The sequence below is a fragment of the Nocardia sp. MDA0666 genome (assembly GCF_003023875.1).
Taxonomy (GTDB): domain Bacteria; phylum Actinomycetota; class Actinomycetes; order Mycobacteriales; family Mycobacteriaceae; genus Nocardia; species Nocardia aobensis.
In genome coordinates this window covers 128,976-153,696 of the sequence record NZ_PYHT01000004.1, presented here as the reverse complement: position 1 = coordinate 153,696, position 24,721 = coordinate 128,976, and the positions used below count along the sequence as shown (strand labels likewise).

Genomic DNA, 24,721 nt, shown 5'->3' with positions numbered 1-24,721 from the left:
ATGTCAACCGTAGGAGAATATTTCGAGTCCACGCTCATTCGTGGGATCGACGAGGGTGTCGCAGCCGCGGAGGTCGTGCAGGCGCTGCACGGAACCCCGCGCGACGGTTCTCTGGAACTGATGACCGGCACCCCCGGTCCGGTGGGACCGCAGGGTGAGCCGGGCGCCACGTTCCGCTGGGAGGGCGATATCGCCGATCAGGCCGCGTTGACGGCGCTGTCGTCGAAGCTGAACACCGCTCATGCGGGCAAGGCGTGGCGCGTACTCGCCACGAACACCCTGATGTACTGGAACGGAACGAGTTTCGACTCCTTCACCGACGCCTTCGGTGGGGCCGGACCGGTCGGCGCACCGTGCAATGTCACGATCGGCACGGTCGCGACCGGTCCCGCGGGCTCCGATCTGGTGGTGACCGTGACAGGAACCCGCCCGAACCTCGTACTGAATCTGACCGTCCCGCAGGGAGTCAAGGGAATCAAGGGAGCCCCGGGCGGCCCGGGCCCGATCCGGCAGGCGCCCGACTACGCCAACGGACCGCATGTCGACGGCGCGGTCCCGGTGTGGAATACGACCACTCAGCTGTGGACGCCCCGCCCCAATCCTGGGCTGCGCGGCCCGTGGTCGATCAATCGCGCGCTGGCATGGGACGGCGGCCCCGGCTTCGCGGCCTCGCAGAGCAAGGTCGCAACCTCGCCGAATACCGTGGCGCAGTTGAATATCCCCGCTCAGGACGTCGATTGGCGGCCGGTGATAGCGGGCGGCACCCTGGTGTTCACCGACGAAACGATCGGCAACTTCAACACCCGAATCGACGCCGAGGTTCGCATCGACTCCGCGTCCGGGCAAATCGTCGCGCTCGGCGCCGGATTCCCGTTCGGCACCGACGGCTTCTGCTCTTTCCAGCCCTACTACGGCACTCGGACCATGACTCCCGACAGCGCGGTCGGCGTCGTGCAGGCCGGCCGGGCGATCACGTTGTATGTGGTGCTGCGGCGGAACCGGGGCACCTCCAACTATTCCTACCGCCAAGACGACTCGCACATCGTGTGCTGGGCGAGGCCGGTGACGGCCTCGTGAGCGTGGAGAACAGTATGACCGACGAACAGCAGACCGTTTACGACGAGAACATCATGATCACCATGCGCGGGGTCTCCGACTCGGTCGGTCTGCCGTACACGGTGAATCCGCTGGAACTGGTCGATCGCGAGGCGCTCATCGAGCTGCGCGAAGGGCCGGCCGGCGGGCAGGGACCCGAGGGCGATCCGGCCTGGCCCTGGCAATGGCGCGGCGACGTCGCCGATGTCGCGGCGTTGAAGGCACTGAACCTGACCACCGCCGATGCGCGCAGTGCTTGGCGAGTGGTGTCGGAGAACGCCGTCTACTACTGGACCGGCCTCGATTTCATCGCATTCGCCGACGCGTTCGGCCGAGCGGGCAAGGCCGGCCCGGCGAACGCGCTGACCGGCACCGCCATTGCCGGCGCACCCGGGTCCTCTGCCTCGGCGCGGATTACCGGAACCACACCGGGCCAGAATCTCGAGGTCACCTTCCCCCGGGGCGTCCAGGGCGACACCGGTGACCCGGGCGCGGCCGGTCGCATCCAGGACGCGGCGGATGTGCTCATCGACGCCGATCATCCGGTTGCCCAGGACTACGTTCTCGAGTGGAACGCGGCCCTCGGCAAGTTCGTCCCGGCCCCCAACCCGAAGCTCGGCGGGCCGTGGGCGATCGGCAAGAGTCAGTTCAGCGGCGGCTCGAACCTCAACGAGCAGAAGGTGCTCGCCGCTATCACCATTCCGGGGCAGCCGACGGCCTGGCGCCCGCAGGTGCGCGGTTCGGTCCGTGTGCTGTCGTCGAACGGCAGCGGTTACGGCACCCGCACCGATGTCGAAGTACGGATCGGTAGCCCGACCGGCGAGCTCGTCGGCTACGGCTACGGCTACGATATGAGCAACTGGGATTGGGTCTTGATCGGCCCGAGATTCGATTTCCCGCTCTCGCCGACGGCGAATTTCGGTGTGGTGCAGCCTAATCAAACCGTCACTCTCTACGTGATCGCCAAGCGCACCAAGGGCAGCCAGTCGTTCTCCGTCGACAACACCGGCGCACAGCTGATCGTCTACGCGGGGCAGGTGTCATGACGACCATCTTCCGGCTCCAGGTCGACGTCGGATCGGAGTGGACGGACATTCTGGTGCCGAAGGACAGCGAACTGATTTGGACCAGTACGGAATTCGGCAGGTTCGTTACCTTCTGGAGTCACCCCGGCGAGACGACCACTGCCGCGGACGAACTCCGCAAGCTCCGGACGGATTCTCTCCCGTTGGCGCCCGGCGCGGATCCGGGCAACACCGTGCGTGGTGTCTCCGGGCTGCCCGGCGCCGTCGCCTACCTGAAGAACGACAGGCTGCTCTGGGTCTACAAACAGCCTGCGCAACCGCCTGAGGGCGGCACGGCTCCGGCCGAGTAGATCCACACACGGCGCTCAGACGCGCTGACATCCAGCACGGCTCCGCAGCGGAGCCGCTCTCGCTCTCCGGCATGCCCTCTTGCGGCTGCCCGCTGTCCGAAAGGCATTGATCGATGGCTGATCTGGCCCCACTGAAATACGGCAAGGTCGTCGGGCGCTTCCTCGCCAATATCGCCGATGGCCCCGATATCGGCGATCTCCCCGAGTTCCCGCCCCTCACCGGTACCGTCACCTTCACGGCGGACGCCCCGAAGGTACTGGTCGCCGCCGCGCAACCCGCGCCGGCCACCTATGTCCAGCTGCCCAACCACTACGTGTGCGAACTGGACGAATTCGGTTATCTCACCTGGCGGGGTCAGCGCGGCATCCGGTTGGTCGCGCCGAACGCCGACACCAATCCGAACCAATGGACCTGGCGGGTCTCGTTCGCGCTCCAGTACGAGGGCGAATCGGTTGCCCTGGAGCCGTTCAGCTTCACTGTTCCCGAGTACGTTGCCGGCCCGGACCCCGCCGATCCCGACACCGGCGCATCAGGCCTGGTCGACCTGACGCTCGTCTCGCCGGTGCCCGCCAGCCCCGGCAACGCCGTGGTGCGCGGCGAGCGCGGTGCGGGTATCCAGATCGACGGCCAGGCGGCCACCTATGCTGCGCTGCCTGCGACGCCGAAAGACGGTGCGCAGTACGTCGTCAAGGCCGACGGGCTGTTGTATGTCTACCGCGCGACGGCCGGTGGCTGGACTCCCAACGGACAGGGCATCGTGATCCGAGGCCCGGCCGGTGCGACCGACTGGGCCGGCGTGACCGGCAAGCCGGCGACCTTCCCGCCGACCATCGGCTCGACCTCGACAACCGCTGTCGCGGGCGATGATCCGCGGCTCACCGACGCTCGGACACCTACCGCGCACACGCACACCACCGCACAACTCTCGGACGCGAGCGCGGTGGGACGCTCGCTGCTCACCGCCACCGACGCGGCGGCCGCCCGCACCGCGCTCGGGGCGGTGTCGGCCACCGACACCCGGCTCAGCGATCCGCGTCCGCCCACCGCGGCCGGCCAGGTCTACGACATCGCGTTCAAATCCCACACGGGAACTCGCGCTGCGGGCACCGGAAATGTGATGCCGGAAGGGCTTCGCATCGAGCGCTCGATCAGCATCAGTTCGATCACTTACCGCGGTGAGACCGCCGGCACCGGCAACCTCGTCGTGGAATTGCGCAAAACCAATGGCAGCGGAAACAACCCTGTCGCAGGCAGTTCGGCGACCATCGCGGCCGCCGCCCACAACACCGACACCGTCATCACAGCCGGCGGCCCGTGGACGTTCGCTCCGGGTGATCGCCTCACCGTCAATATCACCACCGCCGACAGCCCGGCGGGTAAGGGCCTGCAGGTGAGCCTCAAAGGAGTGACGGTCTGATGGTCTTCGTCGTGGTCGCCCCCGGTGCGGTGCTGGCACCGATGGGCATGGACAAATCCGGTGATCTTCCCGTCGGCAAGGACACCGCCAACCTGAAGGTGTCCGGATGGGTCGCACGCAGCGGGTATCCGGACACCGTCATCTCCGCCGCCGATGAGATCCTCATCGGAAGCTCGGGCGCGGGCATCGCGCGCTGCAAGGTGACTCTGGCCGCGGCCTGGAGCCCAACCGCAGGCGGCGGCGGGTTCCATGTGTCGCTCATGCAGAACAGCACCGAGATCAAAGGGGCGGATTTCGCGAGCGGCGCGACGTTCGTCGCCCTCACGGATACTGCGATCACCGTGCAGGCCGGTGATCGTCTGTGGCTGGCCGTCACCAACACGACCACCAGCGTCTGGGGTGTGACCGCGACGTTGAAGGGCGGTTCCGGAACCTACGTCACCTTCGACCTCGTGTAACGGAGGACCACCGCATGACATGGACAGCAGACCCGATCTGGCTCGCGGACGTGCTCCGCGACGCCGGCCTGCACGTGATCGAGCACGAGGGCTGGCGCGACCGCGGTCACGGCGACTTCGCCGATCTGCGCGGCGTGCTCTGCCACCACACCGCAGGCGGTGGACCGGACGATTGGCGCACGGTCCAATACGGACGGCCCGACCTGGACGGCCCACTGGCCCAACTGGTTCTGGAACGCGACGGCACCTATCGCGTGATCGCCGCAGGTGTTTGCTGGCACGCCGGCCGTGGCTCTTGGCCCGGCTGGCCTACCAACAACGCCAACTACCACGTGATCGGCATCGAAGCGGTCTCCCGTGGTGACGGAATCGATTGGACCCCAGCTCAGCTCGACGCCTACAAACGCGGCTGCGCCGCCATCCTGCGCCGCATCGACCGCACCGCCGCCGACTGCGTAGCCCACCGCGAGTACAGCAGCGAAGGAAAAATCGACCCCGCCGGCATCGACATGGACGAATTCCGCCGCGATGTCCAGGCTTTCATCGATGGAGAGGACGCGCCGATGAGCGCAGCAGAAGTCGCCGAGATCAAAGAATTCATCACCGCGCTCTGCGGCCCGATCAGCAGCGACGTCAAAGACATCCGCGAACAGCTGTGCGGCCGGGCCCAGCGCGACAGTGGCCAGTACGCCGGCTGGCCCCAGCTGAACAACCGCACCGTCGTCGACGCCCTCGCCGACATCTACGCCCGCCTGGCACATTTCGAGCATTAGGAGGCCCCGATGTCGAATTCGACATCGCAGACCCCGTTCTCGGCGTCCACGCGACCGCTGGCCATGTGGACACCGGGAAGCGTCAGCCCGACCGAATTCAAGCCTTCGAGCCGCCGACAGAACGTCTACAACTTCAACAACCTGAACCAGGAGGACACCGCCAGGCTGGTGCAGCGCGTCAACCTCGGCCGGCGGATGAAGACCTCCGCCCAGGCTGATACGCGGACAACGAAGTCGGTGTGACGCGCTCACCAGTTCAGTGATCAATGTTCTGGATCCCCGTTCCGCTTTGCGGAGCGGGGATTCGTCATTCCTGAATCCGGATTAGGCGCTCACTCGCGCGCTGATCCAGAGCCCGTCCAGGAGCACGGGACGCCTGCAGGAGGGCTGATCGGCGTGACTTCGCTAGACCCGACTTACGTGCTGCCGCGGTGTCCGTTTCGGCTCCGGGAAAGGATGCGCGGTGGACGGCGTTGGCTGCCACGATGGTGAATGTGGGCAATACATAGAAGCTGGCTGAAGTCGTGTTTGCGGTACATCGACGAGGTGCAATTGGTTGAACAGCACCTGCAGAGGGTGGAGCGCCGTGGAGCGGGTGCCGAGTTCGATCTTCTCGGGAAGTGAGACCGAGATGTTGGCCAGCTTGGCGAGTTTCCTACGGGTCAGCAGGGCGTCCTGCCGCATTGCCGCTGTGGTCGCCGAAGTGGTTGTCGATTAACAGGTTGATCTCTCATCCGCTCGGCTCGGGTAATAGAAACAATGTTCGAACGATAGCTCAAAAACGCTGCCACTGGCCGCGATTGCGGGGCCGGTGGTGGCGATGGGCGAGGGGCGGAAGGCGGTCTTGTGGACTGGATGGACAGGTGTGTCGGGGCGCGGGTCAGGCAGGCCACGAAGGAGGCGGGGATGAGTGACGTGGACCTGGGGGAACGCCTCGTGATGACGGGTGCTGCGCTTGCCGGCCGGATAGCGCGGCCCGGGTCGTTCCGGGTGGACGAGTTGGTACTCGTCGCCGCGGCGCTCGACCGTGATGTCCAGGACCTGCTTCCGGGAGCTGACTGCTTGCCTGGGAATGGCTGTGCGGTCTGCAGGGCTGAGACGTAATCGGTGGCAGGTTGTTTCGACCCGCGAAGGCGGCGCTCTCACTCTCCGGATCAGCGGGGGAACCTCAGGTCGCTCCATCGGGTGTCACGTGCACGGGATAGCGACACCTGCAGATGGTTTGCTGGTGCCCGCCACGGGGGTCGAGCAGTTTCGGGTGCGTGTGCGGGCGGAGCGGAGGCGTGGCTGTGGCAGCCGGTGAGAGTAGGTCGCCGATGAACAGGGCGAGGTGTCACAGCTGCCGAGCAGGTCGGCGGTCACGGCAAGCATTGCCTCGACCAGGTTGTCGGGCTGGTCGCGGGCACTGATGACGTCCTCGACCCGGTCACGCAGCTCGGACAGAACCGTGTGCAGCTGCATCTGCGACAACGCGTCACGCGCTGCGGCACTGCCCACGACCGCGCGCTCGCGCCCGTCGTTCTCAGACGGCCCGCCGCCCATGGCGGCCACCTCCCTCGCCCACAGCCATGCCACCCTGGTTTACGCCGAAGCGCCTCTGTTCCATACCGGTGCGCTACCCGTAGCGTAGAACGGTTTCGACATCCCTCGCCACCGATAACCGCAGCTCAGCGGATGGCCCACTTGCAGTTCGGAAGCGCTACCCGTTGGTGTATGCAGTACATGCTTGCATGATTGTGGTGTGCGATCCGACTTGATATGGACGCGGTTTTCAAGGTGCTGGCCGACGGCACCCGCCGGCGCAGAACGGGTATGTAAGGCGCTGATCGATGCCGACCTGGCCGCCCAGTACTGGTTCGACGAGAACGTGTCCGACTGACAGCCCGCTCCCGCGGGCTGGGCACCCGCATACCTGGACCGCTCCGTTGCCCTGAACCGGCCGGCCGCCAGGGACGGTGCACGCCGGCAGAGAGCGGTTCGTGGGACTTTCGGCACTTCCCGCCCGGTGCTCTCGATGGAATCCTTGACGGTGCCGGGCACGCTCGGTGTTTGCTCGAGACGGTGGTTCGGTCAGCAGATTCGGGCCGAGCCACCACGAGACGTGAAACGTCGGATTCTCGGTGGTGCATGATCGACGCAGGCCCGTCCTCGAACAGGCATAACCAAATAACCACAATGCCCGTCGTGTCGTGACACCGGCGGGCATTGTCGTCGATCCCGCCCCGTGTGCTCATCGGGACTTTGTTCTCTTCCGGCCCTCCGTGCATCGGTGGAGGGTGGAGAACTGCCGATACTCGAAGGGAGAAAACGATGACCACAGCCAAGCAGATCATGCACGAGGGTGCCGCGTGGGTGTCACGGACCGATACCGTCGAGCACGCTGCCCGGCTCATGCGCCGGCTCGACGTCGGAGTTCTACCGGTCAGCGATGAGAACGAGCGGCTGTGCGGAATCATCACCGACCGCGACATCGTGGTGAAATGCCTTGCGACCGGCGGTGATCCGGCGACGGCGACCTGCGCTTCGCTGTGTGAAGGGACGCCACGATGGGTGGACGCCGATACGGATGTTCACGACGTTCTGCACGAACTGGAAGAGCGCCGGATCAAGCGGCTGCCGGTCATCGAGAACAAGCGGCTGGTCGGCATGATCAGCGAAGCGGATATCGCACGCCACCTCAGCGACGACGAGATCGCGAAATTCGTCGAAGGCGTCTACGCGGGCACCTGACAGCAGTACGCCATGCCTGAAGACACCGGCGTCGTCGACGACCTCGGATTGTCACCGGCGGCCCTGGCGACGGTCGCCGAACGGTACCTGCGGCGCGATGCCGAGGGCAGGATCTGCGAGTCGCCGGGCCGGATGATGGATCGGGTCGCCCGGTTCGTCGCCGGTGCGGAGGACGCCTACCGGGCCGGCAGCAGCGAATACTGGGCGCAGCGGTTCGCGGCACTGCTGCGCAGCCGTGAGTTTCTTCCGAATTCGCCGACCTTGATGAATGCCGGCACCGGTGACGGTGTGCTCTCCGGCTGCTTCGTTCTGCCACTGGAGGATTCGCTCGACTCCATCTTCACCACGCTGCGCACCGCCGCACTCCTGCATCGCGAGGGCGCCGGAACGGGATTCGCGTTCTCGCATCTGCGCCCCCGCGGCTCGCGCATATCGACCGGAGGGTCGGCGAGCGGTCCGGTCTCGTTCATCCAGCTGTTCGATGCGGCGGCCCGGGTGATCCGTCTGGGTGGGCGGCGCCGGGCCGCCAATATGGCGGTGCTGCACGTCCGTCACCCGGATATCCGGGAGTTCGTGCACGCGAAGACCGACACGACCGTGCTCTCGACGTTCAACCTGTCGGTGGCGGTGACCGACGAGTTCATGCGCGCGGCCGCCGAGGACCGCGGTCACCGCCTGATCGACCCTCACACCGGCGCGACCGTCCAGGAGGTGTCCGCGCGTGGTCTGCTGGCCGACATCGCCGAACAGGCCTGGCGCACCGGAGAGCCGGGTGTCCTGTTCCTGGATGCCGTCGCCCGGGCCGATCCGCTTCCCGACCTGGGGCCGCTGGAGGCCACCAACCCGTGCGGCGAGGTTCCGCTCCTACCGTACGAATCCTGCAATCTCGGATCGATCTGCCTGCCCCGGCTCCTCGACGGCGACCACATCGACGAGCAACGCCTCGCACGTGTCGTGCGCGAGGGTGTGCGCTTTCTCGACGATGTCATCGACGTCGCGGAATATCCCGTGCCCGAACTCGGGGCCGCCGCACGCGCCACCCGGAAAATCGGCCTCGGCATCATGGGGCTGGCGGAAACCCTTGCCGCACTGGGCCTTCCGTACGACAGCGCGGAAGCGGTGGGTTTCACCGATCGCTTGATGTCGCGGATCGCGCGGTGGGCGCGGACCGCGTCCCGGGAACTCGCCGCCGAGCGCGGGGCGTTCCCGCTGTTCGCACGGAGCATCCCGGCCCGGCAGAACGCGCCGCCGGTGCGCAACGCGCAGGTCACGTCCATCGCGCCGACCGGAACCATATCCCTCATCGCCGGGGTGAGCGCGGGGATCGAGCCGCTGTTCGCCCTGGCATACACACGCCATCTCATCGGCTGGCAATTCGATTGTGTGGAACCGCTTTTCGAGCAGGCCGCCATCGAACGCGGAGTGTGGTCGGAGGCGGTGGCGGCCGAGGTCGCCGCGACGGGTATCGCGGGCGCGAACCTTCCCGCCGATCTCCGTCGCCTGTTCCGTACGGCGCACCAGATCGCGCCGATCTGGCATGTGCGGATGCAGACCGCGGTGCAGCGCCACACCGACGCGGCGGTCGCCAAGACCGTCAACATCGCGCCCGACTCGTCCGTCGCCGATGTCGAAGCAGTCTTCACGCGCGCCTGGCGGGCGGGAAACAAGGGTGTCACGGTGTATCGCTCGGGCAGCAGACCGGATCAGGTGCTGCGGTATCCGGAAGCGAGCACCGACACGACGAGCAACGACGCGGCCGTCGTCGTGCGCGGTGCCTACGCCGGAGGCACCGCGGTTCCGGAGCACAGCGCGTGATGCCCGGAGGAGTTCGACCGTCTAGGCCCGCGGGCGTGCGACGATGACCGGGCATTCGGCCGCCTGCACCACCGCCCGGCTGGTGGAGCCGAGCAGCATTCCGGCGAATCCGCCGCGACCGTGACTGCCGACGACCACCAACTGTGCGTGCTCTGCCTCGGTGAGCAGGGCGCGGGCGGGCTTTTCGGGGACGGCGATGCTGTGCACCGCGACCTCGGGATGGCGATCCCGATGTGCGGCAAGGCTTTCCGTCAACAGAGCGAATTCCTTCTCGCGTGCCTGTTCCCACGCACCGGTGGACAGTTCGCCACCGGTCGAGTCGTTCCAGCACCGCAGCGCGGTGACCCCGACACCGCGCAGTCCGGCCTCTTCGAACGCGATCGCCACCGCCGGCACACTGTTGTCACTGCCGTCGGTGCCGACCAGAACGGGCCGGCGGGCGGAGATCGGGTCGAGGCTCGACGACGTCCGCACCACAGCCACCGGACAGTGGGCGTAGTGAACCATCGCCGAACTCACCGAACCGAGGAAAGCCCGGTGAAAGGCACCGCGCCCCCGGCTGCCCACCACGAGGGTCCGCGCGGTCCGCGATCGCATGATCAGGCAGGGAATGATCGGATCGAAGGTCACCTCCCGGCCGATCGTCAGCGCATCGGGTGCGACCGCTGCTCGGGCGATGCGCACCGCCTCGTCGGCGACGCGCTCACCGTCGTCCTGCATCTGCTCGACGGCCTCCGCCGTCACATACGGCACCGGTCCGTACGCCCCTTGAAACGCCACGGAGGCGACCACGTGCAGCGGACATCCGTGCAGTGCCGCATCGGCCGCGGCCCACGCGACGGCCTGCTGCGACACGGCGGACCCATCGGTCGCCACCACGATCGGAGCAGGTGATCGCGCCCCGCGCGTTTCCTCGCTCATGAGTCGATGTCCCTTCCGGGAGTCGGTGGCCGGTGCCCGGTCAGTCGCCGGATTTCACGTCGACCTTCGTCACCTTCTCCTTCGGCTCGCCCATCGGAACGGTGACCGTGAGGATGCCCTTGGCATATGTCGCGTCGATGCCCTCGTCCTGCGCTCCCTCGGGAAGCGAGACGGTGCGTTCGAAGGAGCCGTAGCTGAACTCCGAGCGTCCCTTCTCCTCGTGGGATTCGCTGCGCTCGGCCTTGATGGTGAGCAACCCGCCATGCACGGACACTTCGACGTCCTTGGCCGGGTCGATGCCGGGAATCTCGGTACGCACCACGTAGTGGCCGTCGTCGACGGACTCCTCCACCCGCAGGAGATGACTGCCGAACATCGGCGCCAGGCCGGGAGTGAACGCATTCCACCAATCGGTGAAGTCGGGTAGCAGCGATCCGGGGCGGTGGGCGGGAAGCAGGTTCATGATCACTCCTCGGCTGTGTGGTGGGTACCTGTTCCTATCCCTCGATCTCAGCGTGGCAGGCCGCGCACTCCTAGGGCAGCGAGTCTTCGCCCCAGAGTGACGGAAGTCCTCGCCGCGTTATCGGTCCTGTTCGGCGCCCGTGCTGCCGGCGCGTGTGCGCTCGCTCGGCGCGCCGTTGAGCCGGCCGTGGTGGGTGAGTGGGTGAAGTGCTTCGGCCGCACCGGCTTCGCGGGCGAAGAAGCTGCTGATGTCGCCGATCGCACTCATCAGCGGTGCCGGGAACACGACGGTGGTGTTCTTGTCCACGCCCAGTTCGATCAGGGTTTGCAAGTTGCGCAGCTGCAGTGCGAGCGGGTGCGCGACCATGGTGTCGGAAGCCTCGCCCAGTGAGGCGGCGGCCAGCGATTCACCCTCGGCGGCAATGATTTTCGCGCGCTTCTCGCGTTCGGCTTCGGCCTGGCGGGCCATCGCCCGCTGCATGCCGTCGGGCAGTTGGATGTCTTTCAGTTCGACCAGGGTGACCTCGACGCCCCACTCCACCGTCGTCGCGTCGAGAATCTGGCGGATGTCGGCATTGATCACGTCGGTCTCGGCGAGCGCTTGGTCGAGGGTGTGCTGACCCACCACCTTGCGCAGGGTGGTCTGTGCGATCTGATCGATCGCCGCGGCGACGTTCTCGATGACGATCACCGATTTCGCGGCGTCGATCACCCGGAAGTAGGCGACAGCCGAGATGTCGACACTGACGTTGTCGCGGGTGATGATGCCCTGCGACTGGATCGGCAGTGTCACGATGCGCATGGAGACCAGGCGCAGCCGGTCGACCACCGGAATGATGAACCGCAGACCCGGTTCGCGCACGGCGATGAGCCGGCCGAGCCGGAACAGCACGCCGCGCTGATACTGGTTCACCACCCGGATCGACAGCGCCGCGACGATCGCGACGAGTACGACGACGGCGACGATGATCACGGTGATGGTGGCAGTACTCATGGGCCGGTCTCACTTCCTGCGTGTCGGCGCCCAGTGGAAGGCGAAATCGAGGCTGAGATCGCCGTCGACGGCGCTGTCGATCTCCAGCTCGCGATGCACCTGTCGCGGGACCGGGACGGTGATTTCCGAGTTGCCGATCCCGTAGGTCAGATCGGTGCCGGCGTCGAGCCGATCGGCGATGTGGCGCAATTCGGCGGCCAGCTCGCCGCGGGTCAGAGTGCAGTGATTCTCGTACAGCGTGTGTGCCATGGTGATCAGTGCACGCGCGCCGTCGGTTCATCGCCAGGGGAGCACTACCCCGAATGGTCATGGCCTTGGTCACTCGGCCGCACGGGCGATGCGGTGTCGCACCTCAGAGTTGAAGAACGACGTGCACGATTTCGTTGTCGTAGTCGGCCGACATCGGGATGTCGATATCCTTCAGCAACTGCATCATGGTGGAATTCGTCGCCATGACATCGGCGACGAATCTGTCGATCCCGCGGCGGCGGCCGTCGTCGGCGAGGCGCGTGAGCAGGGCGGTGCCGATGCCCGACTGCTGATCTTCATGCGCTACGACCATGGCCACCTCAGCGCAGTGTGTGCCGGGGGAGACGATGTAGTTCGCGACACCGATGAGCCGAGGTCCGAGAAACGCGCCCACCGCGCCGTGCCCCGGATCGTTGCTCGCTGTCGCCGCGGCCAGATGTTCCAGATGTTTCGGCCGCGGCCCGAAGAACCGGTAGTAGCTGTCGTGTTCGTCGAGCGCCGCGTGGAGGTCGCGAACAGCGCTCGCATCGCCGGGGCCGAGCCGGCGAAAGGCGACATCGTCGAGATCCAGAGTCGTTTCTACGGTCATGAGGAAATCTGCTCCTCCCGCGGTGGACGAATCCGCCAGCTGGTCGTGACGGCCTGCCCCCGTCGCGGCGGTGCGGGGCGGCAAGCCGGTGCTTGGCGCGGGCACGAATGATTGGGTAGCGATCGGCATCGATCGTTACTGGGCAGTCGGCCGGGTGTCTGGCTCGAAGCCGGAACCGGGTTCGTGGACGACGTTGGTGATGAGTTCTCCGAAGGCGTGCGGGTCGTCGATGAGCCAGCTGTGCCCGCCGGGCACGGTGATCGTGCGGGGGTCGCCCAGGGCGGTCCGCAGCGACATGGACGTGGATTCGGGGATCACCGTGTCTCGCTTGCTCCACACCACGAAGACCGGCAGCCGGCGCTCGGCGAGCGTGGTGAGTTCGGAGGTGAGGTTGGCGGTGCGGGCCAGGTGGGCGACTTCCCACACCGCTGTCGGGTTGCGCAGGACGTTGGGCACCGCATCACGCATGATCACCGGCAGGACCCTGGTCAGTTGGCGACCGGGCAGCAAGTCCGCCGGCAAGTGCAGGCCCCAATCCCACAGCGGACGTTCACGAAGGGCGCGTGCCACCCCACGACCGTCGGTCCATGCCGAGCCGCCGATGGAGTTCACGAGCACGAGCCGCTCGGCGAGCTCGGGTACATCGTGAGCGGCCTGAATCGCGACGCCGCCGCCGAACGAATGCCCGACCACGGTGACCGGCAGCGGTAGGTCGATCGCCTCGATGAAGGCTCCCACCCACCGCGCGTAGCCGGCGAGCGATCGATGCTCGAGCGGCAACCCGGCGGTGCCTCCGAAGCCGGGAAGTGCGGGGGCGAAGACGTGCACTCCCATGCGAATGAGTTCCTCGAGCGGCCGGGTGTAGGCGTATCTTCCCAATCCCCAGCCGTGCAGGAAGAGCACGTGGGGCCCGCGGCCGCCGGCCGAGTAACGGGCGATACGGCCCTCGACGAGAACCGATCGTGATCGCAGCCGCGCAGATCGGTGGTCGTGGTGTCGTTGCTGTGTCCCAGTTGGCGGCGTCGCTTCGGCTGGGGATTCGGCGATTCGATCGACGGGCACATCGGGCACCGCCGGGGTGACAGCATCCCGGTTGGGACGGTCGGGTTGCCGCGGGGCCGGCCAGTGGGGCATCGGAACCTCCTGATGTCGTCTCGGCGGTCTCGCTGTTCGTGCCCGCGTTTTCCGGTCACACGTCATCACGGTGATTCGGCACAACTCGGACGGGAAACGGTCGCGTCGGATCCGGATTCGTCGAGAGCGCTGTCCGAGTGGAAGGGTCTCGGCGGTCACCATCCCAGCGCAGTCGGGTGGCGTGTGCCTGCGCACGCCGGCGGATCCGGCGCGCCTCGTCTTCGGCCGGGTCGAGGAGCGTCAGCAGCGGCTGTAGCTCTTCGGCGGCGCCTCGCGCGTGATCCGCCGGCACTCCACGCGGCGTTGCGGCGCCGGGCGCCGCGGCGGCTCGGAACCGCTCCAGGAAATCGCTCCAGCGAGGCATCTCGATGCCCTTCCGTTCACGATCGAAGTGACCTGCTGATTCTCATCCCCGCCGCTGCCGCTTCCGTAGGGGCACGGGTCGACCGAACACAGGGACCTTCTTCTCTTCTCCCCATCACCGCGGGGTCCGACGACGCGGCCTCACCTGTCCGGTGGTGACCGATGCCTGTCGAACATGGGTCCGTCTGCCCTGGCCCCCTTTGTCAGCACGAGATGCGCGTGATGCAGGAGCCGATCGACGGCGGCGGTGGCCAGGGTCTTGTGCATGATGGTGTCGAATCCGGGCGGATGGATGTTGCTGGTCACCGCGATGGAACGGCGCTCGTAAGCGGCGTTGATTTCGCCTCCGGTGTTCGAGTGAGGCTCGAACCCCGGGGCACGCACGCCAGGCTAATTCGCCGGAGATCTGTGTGCGAGGAGTGTTCCAGACACACTCTTCCGGCAAAATGCCTTGAATGAGTGGTTGAGCGGTGCGCGAGGGGGGACTTGAACCCCCACGTCCGAGGACACTGGAACCTAAATCCAGCGCGTCTGCCAATTCCGCCACTCGCGCGTGATGGTACGACCGTCCAAACTCTACCGGCCCGGGGGCGGATCGCGAAGCCGTGCGGGGGTGTCGTGTACCCACGGGTAACACGAACTGGGATTATAACGATTTCGCAACTCCCAATATGAGGAACCCTCAACTTTCTGACTTCCAAGTAACCCTGCCACCTGGGGGTTCAAACATGAGGGAGGGTCATGTTTGGAGGCGTTCTTGTACGTACGTACCGAAATACTCGACGGTAGGGGAGTGGGGGCCGGGGAAACGTGAGGCTTTCCTCATGATTTTGTGCGAACCTGGGGCTTCGTCAGGTCCTCAGGGGTGAGGGACGCCTGTGCACGCAAGAGCGGGCCCCGCGAGGTGAGCCGCCACGAGAAGGAAGTCGATACGTCTTGACGATCAACGAACGCACCGGGACCGGAACGAACGCGAAGGTCGTTGGGGGAGTTTCGGATACGGGTATCAAGTCGTCGCTGCTGGATCGCCTGCTCGATGGTGAGAAGTACGCGCTGGCCTTCGGTGGGCAGGGTGCGCAGTGGCTGCGGGAGCTGGAGGAGATCGGACGCGACAGCGCACTCGAGCCCGAGTTGACCGCGCTCGTGCGCGAGGCGGACGCGCGGCTGGAACCGGTGGCGGCGCAGCTGCTGGTGGTCCGGCCCGTCGGCTTCGACCCGATCGCGTGGATGCTCGAGGACGAGCTCGCCGACGGTGAGGAAGGGGAGGAGTCGGCGGCGCCGTCCGCGCAGGCGCTGCGCTCCGCCGCGGTGTCGATGCCGGGTGTGTTCCTCGCCCAGGTCGCCGCGCTGCGCGCGCTGCGGATGCAGGGGCTGGATCCGGCCGAGCACGCGCCGACCGGCATCGTCGGCCATTCCCAGGGCCTGCTCGCCGCCGAGGCCGCGACCGCCCACGGTGCGCGCGACGCGGAACTGCTCGCGCTGGCCCAGTTGATCGGTGCGGCAGCCACACTGGTGGCGCGCCGGCGCGGCCTCATCCCGGTCGGCGACAAATCGCCGATGGTCGCGGTGTCCAATGTCGACCCCGACGAGCTGCGCGCGGTCGTGGCCGAGGTGTCGGAGGGTGTGGATCCGAATGTCGCCGCGGTGGTGTCGATTCGCAACGGCCGCCGGCGCGCGGTCCTGTCCGGCACCGTGGCGCAACTGGAGCGGGTGCGGCAGCGCTGCGCCGAGATCAACGCCGAACAGACCCGCGATCGCGACGCCAAGAAGCGCGGTGGCGCGGTGTTCGCCCCGGTCTTCGAGGACGTCCAGGTCGAGGTCGCGTTCCATCACCCCGCGCTGGCCGAGACCGTCGAACTGGTGTCGACGTGGGCCGCGCAGTGTGAGATCGACACCGAACTCGCCGCGCAGCTCGCCCGCAGCATTCTGGTCGACCCGGTGGACTGGGTACAGGCCGTCGACGACACCGTTTCCGGTGGGGCCCAATGGATTCTGGACATCGGCCCCGGCGATCTGCTGAGCCGTCTGACCCAGGGTTCGCTCAAGGGCATGGGAGTTGGCATCGTCGCGGTCGCCACCCGGCCCGGACAGCGCAGCCTCTTCACTCCCGGCGCGGCCCCGCAGGTCGCCCCGGCATGGGATGCCTTCGCGCCCAAGCCGATTCGGCTTCCCAACGGCCGCATCGTGGTCGAAACCTCGTTCACCCGCCTGACCGGCCGGTCGCCGATCCTGCTGGCCGGTATGACCCCGACCACGGTCGACGCGAAAATCGTTGCCGCCGCGGCGAATGCGGGCCACTGGGCCGAGCTGGCCGGTGGCGGTCAGGTGACCGAGCAGATCTTCGCCGATCGGGTCGCCGAGCTGAAGACCCTGCTGCAGCCCGGCCGGGCCGTGCAGTTCAACTCGCTGTTCCTCGACCCGTACCTGTGGAAGTTGCAGCTGGGCGGTAAGCGACTGGTGCAGCGCTCGCGCACCGCCGGCGCCCCGTTCGACGGCGTGGTCGTGACCGCCGGCATCCCCGAACTCGACGAGGCCGTGGCGCTTATCGCCGAGCTGACCGAGGCCGGTATCGCCCACGTCGCGTTCAAGCCGGGCACCGTCGCGCAGATCCGCGCGGTGCTGCGCATAGCCGACGAGGTGCCGGATTACCCGGTGATCATGCACATCGAGGGCGGCCGCGCGGGTGGCCACCACTCGTGGGAGGACCTCGACGACCTGCTGCTCGAGACCTACGCCGAATTGCGCAACCGCGACAACGTCGTCATCTGCGTCGGCGGAGGCATCGGCACCCCGGAGCGGGCCACCGAATATCTGACCGGCGAATGGTCGGTCTCCCACGGCTACCCCAAGATGCCGCTGGACGGCGTGCTGGTGGGCACCGCGGCGATGGCCACCCTGGAGGCCACCACCGCACCCGAGGTCAAGCAGCTGCTGGTCGACACCCCCGGCACCCCCGACTGGGTCGCCGCCGGGACGGCTACCGGCGGAATGGCTTCCGGCCGTAGCCAATTGGGCGCCGACATCCACGAGATCGACAACTCCGCCTCGCGCACCGGCCGCCTGCTCGACGAGGTCGCCGGCGACGCCGAGGCCGTGGCCGCGCGCCGCGACGAGATCATCGAGGCGCTCGACAGCACTGCCAAGCCCTACTTCGGTGATGTCGCGACCATGACCTATCTGCGCTGGCTGGAACGCTACGTGGAGCTGGCCGCACTGCTGCCCGAACATCAGCGCGCCGGTCGCGACGGCTTCGACTGCGGCACCGATCTCGGTGACGCCATCGCCGACGCCACTCGCTCGGTGTGGGCCGACATCACCTGGCGGGATCGGTTCGCCGAGATGGTGCGCCGCGTCGAGGGCCGCCTCAACCCCGCCGACCGCGGCCGCATCCCGACCCTGTTCGACGACGACAGCGTCTTCGAACGGCCGGTGCACGTGATCTGCACGCTGAAGGAGCACTACCCGGCCGCCGCCGAGACCGTCCTGCACCCGGCCGATGTGCCGTTCTTCGTCTCGCTGTGCAAGACCCCGGGCAAGCCGGTCAACTTCGTGCCGGTCGTCGACGCCGACGTGCGCCGGTGGTGGCGCTCGGACTCGCTGTGGCAGGCCCACGACCCGCGCTACACCGCCGACCAGGTGTGCGTGATCCCCGGAACCGTGTCGGTCGCCGGCATCACCCGCGTCGACGAGCCGGTCGGTGAACTGCTCGATCGTTTCGAACAGGACACCGCCTACACGCTGATCCGCGGCGGCGTCACCCCCGCCGCCGTCGACGGCCGCCGCCGGGCCGACATCGGTTCGGGCGCCATCGACATCGTGCTGGCCGCGCCCGATGTGCAGTGGGCCGGGCGCACCACTACCAACCCGGTGCACCGGCTCGGCGATCTGCACGAGTGGACCGTCGACACCCAGGGCGCGCTGCACCGCCCGACCGGCGCCACCCTGGTTCCCGCGACCGGTCCGGACGCCGACAACGCCTACGTCGAACTGGCCGTCCCGCTGTCGCCCGCGAACGAGGTCCGGATCCGCATCACCGTGCCGGGCTCGGTCTACAACGGTGGCGCCCCGGTGGTGACCGAAGCCGATGCCGAGACCGCGATGTCGGCCCTGCTGGCCGTGGCCGCCGGGCAGGCGCTGCCGGAGATCAAGTCCGCCAACGGAACTCATGTCGCGCACGTGAATCTGGCGTGGACGCCCGATATGGTCGCCGACCACGCCGGTGTGACCGGTTCGGGTCTGCCGGAGGGCCTCAGCACCATCGGCCGCCGGGTTCCCGACGTGCTGGTCGGCGCCTGCTGGCCGGCCGTCTTCGCCGTGCTCGGCGCGAGCCGTGCCGAGGGCGCCGACGGACAGGCCGTGAGCGTCATTGAGGGCATGCTGGATCTGGTGCACCTGGACCACCAGGTCGATCTGGTGCGCGAGCTGCCCAGCGATCCGGCGGTGCTCAGCGTGCGCGCGGAATCCGCGTCGGTGATCGACACCGACCTGGGCCGCGTCGTCGAGGTGCGGGTCACCGTCGGCGTCATGCGCGATCACGGTCTGGAGACCCCGACCGTCGCAACGCTGGTGGAGCGCTTCGCGATTCGCGGCCGCAACGGTGCCGGCGAACTCACGGATCCGCCGCGTGCGGCCGGGACGGTCTCCGAGGAGGCGACCGAAACTCCGCGTCGCCGCCGTCGCGACGTCACGCTCACCGCGCCGCGGGCCATGGCTGCCTTCGCTGAGGTCTCCGGCGACCACAACCCGATCCACACGAGCAATGCCGCCGCGAAACTCGCGGGCCTGGGCAGCCCGATCGTGCACGGCATGTGGCTGTCGGCCGCGGCCCAGCACGCGGTCTCGGCGGTGGATCCCGAATCTCCGCTGCCCGCACGCACTGTCACCGCCTGGACCACCCGATTCCTCGGCATGGTCCGGCCGGGCGCGCAGATCGATGTGCGCGTCGAGCGGATCGCCGTCGACCGCGGCTGCGAGATCGTCGAGGTGTCCTGCCGGACCGGCGGTGACCTGGTGATGACCGCGACCGCCCGGCTCGCGGCCCCCAAGACCGTCTACGCCTTCCCCGGTCAGGGCATCCAGACCAAGGGGATGGGACTGGACGCCCGGTCGCGGTCGAAGGCGGCCAAGCAGGTGTGGGATCGCGCCGACAAGCACACCCGGGAAGCCCTGGGCTTCTCGATCCTCGCCGTGGTGCGCGACAACCCGACCTATCTCAAGGCCCGCGGCGTGGAATACCGCCACCCGCAGGGTGTTCTGCATCTGACCCAGTTCACTCAGGTCGCGATGGCCACCCTCGGTGTGGCGCAGGTCGCCGAACTGCGTGAGGCCGGTGCGTTCGTCGAGGGCGCGATGCTGGCGGGTCACTCCGTCGGTGAGTACAACGCGCTGGCCGCGGTGGCCGGTGTGCTTCCGCTGGAAGCCGTGCTCGAGGTCGTCTTCCAGCGCGGCTCGGCCATGCACGAGCTGGTACCCCGGGATGTGCAGGGCCGCAGCGACTATCGGATGGCCGCCATCCGCCCGTCGCAGATCGGGCTGCCCGACGCCGAGGTGATCAACTTCGTCGCCGGTGTCGGTGAGCGCGTCGGGGAATTCCTCGAGGTGGTGAACCTGAACCTGCGCGGTTCGCAGTACGCGATCGCGGGTACGGTCGCCGGCCTCGAGGAGTTGGAAGCCGAAATCGAGCGTCGCCGTGCCGAATTCGGCGGCAAGCGCGCCTTCGTGCTGGTGCCGGGCATCGACGTGCCGTTCCACTCGACGGTGCTGCGCAAGGGGGTGCCCGAGTTCCGGCACAAGCTCGAGGAGCTGCTGCCGGAGAACCTGCATCCGGAAATCCTTGCCGGGCGCTACATTCCGAACCTGGTGCCGCGGCCGTTCTCACTGGAGCGCGACTTCATCGCCGAGATCGCCGACTACGTGCCGTCGGAGCCGCTGCGTGCGGTGCTCGACGACTTCGAGTCGTGGTCCGCGCGTCCGGAAGAACTGTGCCGGGTGGTGCTGATCGAGCTGCTGGCCTGGCAGTTCGCCAGCCCGGTGCGCTGGATCGAGACCCAGGATCTGCTGTTCTCCGACGCCGGACGCGGCGGCCTCGGTGTGGAGCGGTTCGTCGAGATCGGCCTGGCGGCGACGCCGACCGTGGCGAACCTGGCGAGCAACACCCTGAAGTTGCCGCAGTACTCCGCCACCAAGGTCGAGGTGCTCAACATCGAGCGCGAGGCCGGCGTGGTGTACTCCACCGATACCGATCCGGCTCCGGTGGACGAGCCGGAAGAGACTGTGGCCGAGGCGGTTCCGACCGCGACGGCTGCCGCGGCCGCCCCGGCGCCGGCTCCGGTCGCGGCCTCCGGTGGTCCCCGCCCCGACGACATCACCTTCACCGCCGCCGACGCCACCCGCGTGCTGATCGCGCTGTGGACCAAGCTGCGGCTGGACCAGATCGGTCCCGTGGACACCATCGAGGCGCTGTGCGACGGAGTGTCCTCGCGACGCAACCAGTTGCTGGTCGACCTCGGCTCCGAGCTGTCGCTGGGCGCGATCGACGGTGCCGCCGATGCCGATATGGGCGCGCTGTCGGCCACCGTCGACCGGCTGGCCCGCACCTACAAGCCGTTCGGTTCGGTGCTGTCCGACGCCATCGGCGACCACCTGCGCAAGGTGTTCGGACCCTCGGGTAAGCGCCCGGCGGCGATCGCCGATCGGGTGAAGAAGGTGTGGCAGCTCGGCGACGGCTGGGCCCACCACGTCACCGCCGAGGTGTCGCTGGGCACCCGCGAGGGCGCCAGCGTGCGCGGCGGGGATCTCGGTGGACTGGTCTCCGGTGCGTTGAGCGACGGCGCTTCGGTGGACGCCGCGATCGACGCCGCGGTGCAGGCCGTGGCCGCGCGTCGCGGAATCAGCGTCGCGCTGCCGGCAGCCGGTGGTGGCGGTGGCGCCGCGGTCGACGCGGCCGCCCTCGGTGAATTCACCGAGCAGATCACCGGTCGCGACGGTGTGCTGGCGACCGCCGCCCGGGTGGTGCTAGAGCAGCTGGGCCTCACCGACCAGGTGTCGGCGCCGGAGGCGAGCGACGAATCGCTGGTCGATCTGGTTTCGGCCGAATTGGGTTCGGACTGGCCGCGTTTGGTGGCTCCGGCCTTCGACGCGCGCAAGGCGGTGCTGATCGACGACCGCTGGGCCACCGCCCGCGAGGATCTGGCCACCCTGTGGCTGGGTGGTTCGGGCGAGGACACGGTCGACAGCTTCGTCGGAGCCGGTAAGGCCGTTGCGGCACAGGCGCAGTGGTGGCGCAAACTCGCGATGGGCGAGGCGCGTTCGGTGCTGGCACGTACCTATGAGCGGATCGCCGAGGCGGCCCTGAGCACCGACGACGGTGCCTGGTCCTCCGACACCGCGGTGATCACGGGCGCGAGCAAGGGGTCCATCGCGGCATCGATCGCGGGACGGCTGCTCGCCGGTGGTGCGACCGTCATCCTCACCACGTCCAAGCTCGACGACGACCGCCTCGCCTTCTACAAGCAGCTCTACCGCGACCACGCTCGTGCCGGAGCCGCGCTGTGGGTGGTGCCGGCGAATATGGCCTCCTACTCCGATATCGACGCACTGATCGACTGGGTCGGCAACGAGCAGACCGACAACGCCGGTGGCGCGAAGGTGCTCGTGAAGCCCGCGATGACCCCGACGCTGCTGCTGCCGTTCGCCGCCCCGCGGGTGGCCGGTGATCTGGCCGATGCCGGTGCACGTGCCGAAATGGAGATGCGGGTCCTGCTGTGGTCGGTGGAGCGCCTGATCGGCGGTCTGTCCGCCCTCGGCGCCGACCACGACGTGGACGCGAAACTGCATGTGGTGCTTCCGGGTTCGCCCAACCGCGGCATGTTCGGCGGCGACGGCGCCTACGGCGAGTCGAAGGCCGCGCTGGACGCGGTGATCGCCAAGTGGCGGGTGGAGAAGTCGTGGGCGCAGCGGGTCACCATGGTGCACGCGATGATCGGCTGGGTGCGCGGCACCGGCCTGATGGGTCATAACGATCCGCTGGTCGCGGCCGTGGAGAAGGCCGGCGTGCACACCTGGTCCACGCAGGAGATGGCCGACGAGCTGCTCAAGTGGTGCACGTCGCGGGCTCGCGCCGTCACCGCCACCGGCCCGCAGCAGATCGACCTCACCGGTGGCCTGGCCGGAGCGAAGCTGGATCTGTCCGCGCTGGCCGACGATGTGGAGCGCGAGCCGGAAGCGGTCGCCGACGACGAGCGCGCGACGGTCCCGGCGCTCCCGGTGCCGCCGACGCTCACCTCGGCGCTGCCGACCCCCGAATGGGGCGCCGTCACCGCCGATCTCGCCGATATGGTCGTGATCATCGGCGCCGGTGAGCTCGGACCCTACGGTTCCGCGCGCACGCGCTTCGAGATGGAGGTCGCCGACGAACTGTCCGCGGCCGGCGTCCTGGAACTGGCGTGGACCACCGGTCTGGTCACCTGGGAGAACGACCCGAAGCCGGGCTGGTACGACGTCGAGAGCGGCGACTACGTCGAGGAATCGGAGCTGGCCGAGCGTTACCACGACGCCGTGGTGCAGCGCTGCGGCATCCGCCGCTACGGCGACGACGGTTCCATGATCGACAACGCCGCGCCGCTGCTCACCTCGGTCTTCCTCGACCGGGATCTGAGCTTCGTGGTCAACAGCGAGGCCGAGGCACGCGCGTTCTACGCCGCCGACCCCGAGCACACCGTGATCAGCCCCGTCGCCGATTCCAGCGACTGGCAGGTGATTCGCCAGGCGGGCACCGAGATTCGGGTGCCGCGCAAGGCGAAGCTGTCGCGCACCGTCGGCGGCCAGATCCCCGAGGGCTGGGATCCGACCCGCTGGGGCATCTCGCCGGATATGGCGAGTTCGGTGGACCGCGTGGCGCTGTGGAACATCGTCTGCACCGTGGACGCGTTCCTGTCCAGCGGCTTCAGCCCCGCCGAGCTGATGAGCTGGGTGCACCCGGCCATGGTGACCAACACTCAGGGCACCGGTATGGGCGGCATGTCCTCGATGCGCTCGCTCTACATCGACAACCTGCTCGGTGAGCCGCGGGCCAACGACATCCTGCAGGAGGCGTTGCCGAACGTCGCTCTGGCGCATGTGGTTCAGTCCTACGTCGGCAGCTACGGCGGCATGATCCACCCGGTCGCGGCGTGTGCGACCGCGGCGGTCTCGGTCGAGGAGGGTGTCGACAAGATCCGTCTCGGCAAGGCGGAGGTCGTGGTCGCCGGCGGTTACGACGATCTCGGCATCGAGGGCATCGTCGGCTTCGGCGACATGTCGGCGACCGCGGATTCGGCGGCCATGAGCGCCAAGGGCATCAGCGACCGCTACTTCTCCCGGGCCAACGACCGCCGCCGGGGTGGGTTCGTCGAATCCCAGGGTGGCGGAACGGTTCTGCTGGCCCGCGGTGACATCGCCGCGGAGTTCGGTCTGCCGGTTCTCGGCGTGGTCGCGTTCGCGCAGTCCTTCGCCGACGGCGTGCACACCTCGATCCCGGCCCCCGGCCTGGGCGCGCTCGGCGCGGGCCGCGGCGGTGCGGAATCGCGGCTGGCCGCCGACCTGCGCAAGCTCGGCGTGACCCCGGACGAGATCGCGGTGATCTCGAAGCACGACACCTCCACCGCCGCCAACGATCCCAACGAATCGGAGCTGCACGAGCGGCTGGCCGGCGCGCTGGGGCGTTCCGAAGGCGCACCGATGTTCGTGATTTCGCAGAAGTCGCTGACCGGTCATGCCAAGGGCGGTGCGGCCGCGTTCCAGCTGATCGGGCTGTGCCAGGTGCTGGAGCAGGGCGTGATTCCGCCGAACCGCAGCCTCGACTGCGTCGACGAGAAGATGGCCGAGTATCCGCATCTGGTGTGGCCGCGGCAGCCGCTGCGGTTCGGAGATCGGTTCGCGCTCAAGGCCGGTCTGGTGACCTCGCTCGGGTTCGGGCACGTCTCCGGCCTGCTGGCGGTCGTGCATCCGCAGGCCTTCGTCGAGGCGCTCGATCCGCAGCGTCGCGACGACTATCTGCGCCGCGCGGAGGAACGCCGGCTTGCCGGCCGTCAGCGGCTGGTCGAGGCGATGTGCGGTGGTGAACCGCTCTACGAGCGGCCCGCCGACCGCCGTCTCGGTGGCGACGGCACTCCTGCCAAGCAGATTCGTCAGCTCGAGGCCGACGTGCTGCTCTCGGCGGAGGCCCGTCTGGGCGCCGAGGGGCTGTATCTGGCCCACGGCTCCTGCGGCACAGGCGAACTGGCCGGTAACCGGGAGGCCGAGAAGTAGGGAGATCGGGCCCGGGAAGTAACAACTCCCGGGTAACGATCCGCCGATACCGATGATG

Annotated in this window: 17 protein-coding genes, 1 tRNA gene and 1 pseudogene; 10 read left to right on the top strand and 9 right to left on the bottom strand. The window is 68.0% G+C overall.

The features are described from left to right. From C8258_RS08825 to C8258_RS08795, 7 genes are all read left to right on the top strand, one after another. Complete coding sequence (locus C8258_RS08825) at nt 1–1,077, top strand: hypothetical protein (RefSeq protein ID WP_106954726.1); 1,077 nt, start codon at nt 1–3, stop codon at nt 1,075–1,077. Nucleotides 1,078–1,091: 14 nt separating this feature from the next. Continuing rightward, nucleotides 1,092–2,141: a hypothetical protein gene (locus tag C8258_RS08820; RefSeq protein WP_146161185.1), complete on the top strand. Its 1,050-nt coding sequence runs from the start codon at nt 1,092–1,094 to the stop codon at nt 2,139–2,141. Continuing rightward, the gene (locus C8258_RS08815) at nt 2,138–2,470 is read left to right on the top strand and encodes a hypothetical protein (RefSeq protein WP_106954724.1); all 333 of its coding nucleotides are present in this window, start codon (nt 2,138–2,140) and stop codon (nt 2,468–2,470) included. The genes C8258_RS08820 and C8258_RS08815 overlap by 4 nt, the downstream gene beginning before the upstream one ends. Before the next feature lie 113 nt (nt 2,471–2,583). After that, nucleotides 2,584–3,888: a hypothetical protein gene (locus C8258_RS08810; RefSeq protein ID WP_106954723.1), complete on the top strand. Its 1,305-nt coding sequence runs from the start codon at nt 2,584–2,586 to the stop codon at nt 3,886–3,888. Next, nucleotides 3,888–4,346, top strand: coding sequence for a hypothetical protein (locus C8258_RS08805; RefSeq protein ID WP_106954722.1), 459 nt, complete (start codon nt 3,888–3,890; stop codon nt 4,344–4,346). The genes C8258_RS08810 and C8258_RS08805 overlap by 1 nt, the downstream gene beginning before the upstream one ends. Nucleotides 4,347–4,396: 50 nt before the next feature. Next, nucleotides 4,397–5,119 (top strand): N-acetylmuramoyl-L-alanine amidase, encoded by a 723-nt coding sequence (locus C8258_RS08800; RefSeq protein ID WP_233224957.1) that lies wholly within the window; start codon nt 4,397–4,399, stop codon nt 5,117–5,119. 9 nt (nt 5,120–5,128) lie between these two features. Further along, entirely contained in the window at nt 5,129–5,362 is a 234-nt protein-coding gene (locus C8258_RS08795) for a hypothetical protein (protein ID WP_106954720.1), read from the top strand. 945 nt (nt 5,363–6,307) lie between these two features. Here the strand turns inward: C8258_RS08795 and C8258_RS08785 are convergent. Then, nucleotides 6,308–6,661, bottom strand: a complete 354-nt coding sequence (locus tag C8258_RS08785) for a hypothetical protein (protein WP_146161184.1) — start codon at nt 6,659–6,661, stop codon at nt 6,308–6,310. Between the two features lie 768 nt (nt 6,662–7,429). Here C8258_RS08785 and C8258_RS08780 point away from each other — a divergent pair. Both C8258_RS08780 and C8258_RS08775 read left to right on the top strand, forming a co-directional pair. Then, nucleotides 7,430–7,849 (top strand): CBS domain-containing protein, encoded by a 420-nt coding sequence (locus C8258_RS08780; RefSeq protein ID WP_064903845.1) that lies wholly within the window; start codon nt 7,430–7,432, stop codon nt 7,847–7,849. A 12-nt stretch (nt 7,850–7,861) separates the two neighbouring features. After that, nucleotides 7,862–9,664 (top strand): adenosylcobalamin-dependent ribonucleoside-diphosphate reductase, encoded by a 1,803-nt coding sequence (locus tag C8258_RS08775; protein ID WP_106954717.1) that lies wholly within the window; start codon nt 7,862–7,864, stop codon nt 9,662–9,664. 21 nt (nt 9,665–9,685) lie between these two features. Here the strand turns inward: C8258_RS08775 and C8258_RS08770 are convergent, their stop codons facing one another. The 8 genes and pseudogenes from C8258_RS08770 to C8258_RS08730 all read right to left on the bottom strand — a co-directional run bounded on the left by C8258_RS08770 (nt 9,686) and on the right by C8258_RS08730 (nt 14,929). Continuing rightward, a complete protein-coding gene (locus C8258_RS08770) occupies nt 9,686–10,585 on the bottom strand; it encodes a universal stress protein (protein WP_106954716.1) in 900 nt (299 codons plus the stop codon). Nucleotides 10,586–10,625: 40 nt separating this feature from the next. Then, nucleotides 10,626–11,048, bottom strand: a complete 423-nt coding sequence (locus C8258_RS08765) for an Hsp20/alpha crystallin family protein (protein WP_063018014.1) — start codon at nt 11,046–11,048, stop codon at nt 10,626–10,628. A 117-nt stretch (nt 11,049–11,165) separates the two neighbouring features. Beyond that, on the bottom strand, nt 11,166–12,041 hold the full coding sequence (locus C8258_RS08760) for a slipin family protein (RefSeq protein ID WP_106954715.1): 876 nt from the start codon (nt 12,039–12,041) through the stop codon (nt 11,166–11,168). 9 nt (nt 12,042–12,050) lie between these two features. Then, nucleotides 12,051–12,290, bottom strand: coding sequence for an amphi-Trp domain-containing protein (locus C8258_RS08755; protein WP_106954714.1), 240 nt, complete (start codon nt 12,288–12,290; stop codon nt 12,051–12,053). A 103-nt stretch (nt 12,291–12,393) separates the two neighbouring features. Next, entirely contained in the window at nt 12,394–12,879 is a 486-nt protein-coding gene (locus C8258_RS08750) for a GNAT family N-acetyltransferase (protein ID WP_158271232.1), read from the bottom strand. 135 nt (nt 12,880–13,014) lie between these two features. Beyond that, nucleotides 13,015–14,013, bottom strand: a complete 999-nt coding sequence (locus C8258_RS08745) for an alpha/beta fold hydrolase (protein ID WP_106954712.1) — start codon at nt 14,011–14,013, stop codon at nt 13,015–13,017. Between the two features lie 504 nt (nt 14,014–14,517). Then, a pseudogene (locus tag C8258_RS08735) lies at nt 14,518–14,715 on the bottom strand (ATP-binding protein); the annotation flags it as partial. Between the two features lie 132 nt (nt 14,716–14,847). Then, nucleotides 14,848–14,929 (bottom strand) — tRNA-Leu (locus tag C8258_RS08730). Nucleotides 14,930–15,312: 383 nt separating this feature from the next. Between C8258_RS08730 and C8258_RS08725 the strand changes: the two genes are divergently transcribed. After that, complete coding sequence (locus tag C8258_RS08725) at nt 15,313–24,663, top strand: type I polyketide synthase (RefSeq protein ID WP_106954710.1); 9,351 nt, start codon at nt 15,313–15,315, stop codon at nt 24,661–24,663. Nucleotides 24,664–24,721 lie beyond the last annotated feature (58 nt).